The organism is Mycobacterium gordonae (assembly GCF_001417955.2).
GTDB lineage: Bacteria > Actinomycetota > Actinomycetes > Mycobacteriales > Mycobacteriaceae > Mycobacterium > Mycobacterium gordonae_B.
In genome coordinates this window covers 1-3,232 of sequence record NZ_LKTM01000123.1, presented here as the reverse complement: position 1 = coordinate 3,232, position 3,232 = coordinate 1, and the positions used below count along the sequence as shown (strand labels likewise).

General features: G+C 62.8%; 5 protein-coding genes and 1 pseudogene. 2 read left to right on the top strand and 4 right to left on the bottom strand.

The features are described 5' to 3' along the window. Positions 1–54 precede the first annotated feature (54 nt). From AO501_RS37145 to AO501_RS12545, 4 genes and pseudogenes are all read right to left on the bottom strand, one after another. A complete protein-coding gene (locus AO501_RS37145; protein ID WP_156452508.1) occupies positions 55–213 on the bottom strand; it encodes a hypothetical protein in 159 nt (52 codons plus the stop codon). Next, positions 213–302 (bottom strand): helix-turn-helix domain-containing protein, encoded by a 90-nt coding sequence (locus AO501_RS40690; RefSeq protein WP_156452507.1) that lies wholly within the window; start codon positions 300–302, stop codon positions 213–215. Before AO501_RS40690 ends, AO501_RS37145 begins: the two co-directional genes overlap by 1 nt. After that, positions 299–961 carry a type IV toxin-antitoxin system AbiEi family antitoxin domain-containing protein gene (locus AO501_RS12550; protein WP_055578044.1) on the bottom strand — a complete coding sequence of 221 codons (663 nt, stop codon included), beginning with the start codon at positions 959–961 and terminating at the stop codon, positions 299–301. Before AO501_RS12550 ends, AO501_RS40690 begins: the two co-directional genes overlap by 4 nt. A 63-nt stretch (positions 962–1,024) precedes the next feature. After that, positions 1,025–1,595, bottom strand: a pseudogene (locus AO501_RS12545) (recombinase family protein). 37 nt (positions 1,596–1,632) lie between these two features. Here AO501_RS12545 and AO501_RS12540 point away from each other — a divergent pair. Then, complete coding sequence (locus tag AO501_RS12540) at positions 1,633–2,271, top strand: DUF6308 family protein (protein ID WP_063892863.1); 639 nt, start codon at positions 1,633–1,635, stop codon at positions 2,269–2,271. Next, positions 2,272–2,712 (top strand): hypothetical protein, encoded by a 441-nt coding sequence (locus AO501_RS12535; protein WP_055578042.1) that lies wholly within the window; start codon positions 2,272–2,274, stop codon positions 2,710–2,712. Positions 2,713–3,232: the final 520 nt, after the last annotated feature.

Here is a 3,232-nt window from a genome sequence, read left to right as displayed (position 1 = left end):
GAATTCGAAGCAATCATGACCACACCGGCCAGTCAGGCCGCGTGACCGAAACTGTCACCTGATCGTGCAGCAGACCCGTTCGATGTCGGCACGTTTGCGGGCTTGCGTGTAGATGCCCTCTTCGGGATTGTGGCCGAGGCCGGGGACGCGGATGAGCCACCAGCGTCCGTCGCGGCTGGCGAGCGCGGTGTACGTGGGCCGACCGTCGACCATCAACCCACCAACTCCTGGTACACACTGGATCGCGAAATGCCAAGGGAAAGAGCGATACTCGCGCGTGTAGTGCCTCCCTGGTGGATCATTTGGACCGACAGGCGGCGGCGGTGAATAGTTGGGCGAGTTCAACGCCGCCGGAAACCCCCCACCGGTGAGCGTAGGGGTCCAGGCGGCGGCCGACTTCTTCCATCGTAAGTAATCCGTCGTCGATGATGTCGGCGATGACCGTTCCTTGATGGGACCCGTCAATCTCAGCGTCGGCCAGGTCAGCGACGATACGCCCCGGCATCGCGACCGGAAGTCCTTCGAAGACGTTCCATTCCGCGCCGCGGGCACCGATGTCACGCAGGTAGCTGCGCACCTGTGGGGTTTTGTTGATGGAGCGGGGGCCGGTGAGGTACAGACCGTCAGCAACGACCGTCCCTAGGTTGCGGATCGCTGCCGCGCTTTCGTGGCTGAGGATGCAATCTGGGGCGGCTCGGCGCGCTTCGATGTCTGCGGTGGGTTTGAGCGCCAGCCATCGAGCAGCCCAGTCTTCGCACCTGAACATGTCGGCGTCGTTCTCGGTGAACCCGAAGACACGGCGATACGCCACATACAGTTCGCCCGAGGCAAGACGTTGCGCTACCTCGATGTTGGAAAGCCCGTTCCGCCGCGCCTGGGCTGAGGTAAACAACCCGAACTGACGCGACGCCAGATGGCGCATTTCATTCCGCCCCCAGGTCTCGGCCCCGCCGGCCGTCATCACGCTCGTCCGTCAAGCTGTCGCATGACACCGATCATCCGCGCCACCACCGACAACAGCCCGTCACTCATTCGGTTCTGGGTACTCAGCGCCGCCTTGAGATAGGTACCGGTAGGCGGTGGCGCGTCCTATGCCGAATGCGGCGGCGAGTTCACCGATAGGCTCTCCAGTTGCGGCCAGTCGGCGAAGTTGGTCCTGGCGTTCGTCGCTGAGCTTGGGTGGTTTGGTGGCCGGGAGCCGGGCGCGAATGTCTTGCTTCACGGGAGGCGGCACGGCGCTCGCGGCCGAGTTCGAGTTCGAGTTCGAGTTCGAGTTCGGCCAAGGTAGCCATGATCGCCGCGACTGCCCGCCCGGTGGGCGTGGCGGTGTCGATCCCTTCACGCAATGCCCGCAGCACGATCCCCCGCTCTCCGAGGTCAGCAATAGTGCGGGTGACTTCGGCGACGCAGCGGCCGAGACCGTCGATGGCGGCGACCACCACAGTGTCACCGGCACGGGCGTAGTTCATCATCGCAGTCACGCCCGGCCGCGTTGTTTTGGCCGATCCAGAGAGCTTGTCGGTGAACACCGACTCAGGAGCAACGCCAGCGGCGGTCAGGACGGTTGGATTGGGGATCGTTACCGCGATCGCGATTTTGCGCTCGCATTCTTGGACATGTGAGAGTGACAGGGTGTCTACTTCAGAAGTCATTGTGATCGCCGGCAGGGAGCGGTCGATCGAAGAGTGTGTGGCCCAGCTGCGGCAGTATCCGGGCCGGACCATCGTCGACTACGACTTGCCTGGTCCCGGCGACCCGGAAGTGCTTACTCGTGCGGAAGTAGCCCGTACATGGGTCATCTATTCACGTATATCGGAAGAGCAACTCGTATGGTTTGTCGAACGTGCAACCAGCGCGCCGTGGCCGCCAGCCGACGCTGATCTTCTACGCGCTGAGCCGAATATCCGAAATGGTCTCTACGACCAACTCGAATCGTTCTACCGGCACTTTGAACAGGACGCGCCAACCAACGTGGCTCGATCGAAAATCAGCAAGGTACTTCACATCAAGCGCCCCGCGGCTATCCCCATCCTTGATTCCAAGGTGACCGATATGTACCGCCAGCTCGCTGAGCAAGCCGCCGACCGCTACCCGCGTCTGAAATACCAGAGAGCCGCCTACTGGCCCGCCATTCGTGACGACTTGATCACCAATAATGAGTCCGAAGCGCTCACGCGGCTACGCGCGGTACTCGGCAACAAGGGCACACTAGGCGCGAACCTGCACCACATCACCGATCTGAGACTCCTCGACATGCTGACTTGGCAGTAAATGCGCAAACGCGTCATCATTTTCATCAACCCGGTAACCCGCGAAATGCGCGACGGCCCAACGGCGCTGATGTGTGCAGAGCTCTTCGGGCCGCCCAAGGCCATGGCGTTCACAAATCCCGCACTGGTCGACGCCGAATGGTGGCTCCACACCCCCGCCGGACCGGTCAACATCTACAACTTGCCGGCAGTCACGGGGCCCTCCGTGACACCACGCAGTGGAACATCGGCGGCTCAGCACGCGCAGCGGTTCCCCTACATCGCGGCGGCCATCGGCACGCCCGCCTACACCATGCGGTGGAACTGGGAACTGCAACTTCTCGACCTGCAGGTGATGTCCGCCGTTCCAGCAGCAGCGGCTGTTGACCACCCGCCAAACCTGCTCACTGGCAACGGGATTAGCGCCAGTGGTCTCGCCAGCCAAGGTGAAGCTGCCGCGTAGGGAGAGTCAGCCGCTGGTACTCTAGGCGCGAAATTCATTGTGGGAAAACGCAATCGAGGCAGGCCTTCTCGAAGCGGCGCGGGTGAGTTGCTTTCTGTGCGCCGCCATTGCACTTGTCGCCGCAGTCGTCGTGGCGATCGTGCTACTTATCGCGGCTGGGAAGAAGTGGGGCCCCGCGGTGTCCTGCGTGCAGTGCCCGGCCAGACCAAGTGCCCACCAGGTACTGGCGGGCACCATCTCACCGCGCTGTGGAACCCTTCACCGTTCGCATCGATGCGCGTGCGCGCGCATCGCGTACACGCCAGCACAAAGGGATCGGTCCCGCCCGCTAAGGCTGGATGGCAGCCAAGCGATCGACCGTGGCGGCTCATTCGCCGTGTCCGGGGTATCTGTACAGCCGCTGATAGATCCAAGACTCTGAGCGCTCGAAGCTGCGGCTGATTGACATGGCGGTGATCGTCGGGTCGGCGGCCAGCAGGGCGCGCACCTGGTCGCACCACTGTTGCAGCGGCAGATCATC

Bases quoted from the DNA above. Each gene is read 5' to 3' on its own strand.
- AO501_RS37145 (WP_156452508.1), bottom strand. From the start codon at position 213: ATGGTCGACGGTCGGCCCACGTACACCGCGCTCGCCAGCCGCGACGGA.
- AO501_RS40690 (WP_156452507.1), bottom strand. From the start codon at position 302: ATGATCCACCAGGGAGGCACTACACGCGCGAGTATCGCTCTTTCCCTT.
- AO501_RS12550 (WP_055578044.1), bottom strand. From the start codon at position 961: ATGACGGCCGGCGGGGCCGAGACCTGGGGGCGGAATGAAATGCGCCAT.
- AO501_RS12535 (WP_055578042.1), top strand. From the start codon at position 2,272: ATGCGCAAACGCGTCATCATTTTCATCAACCCGGTAACCCGCGAAATG.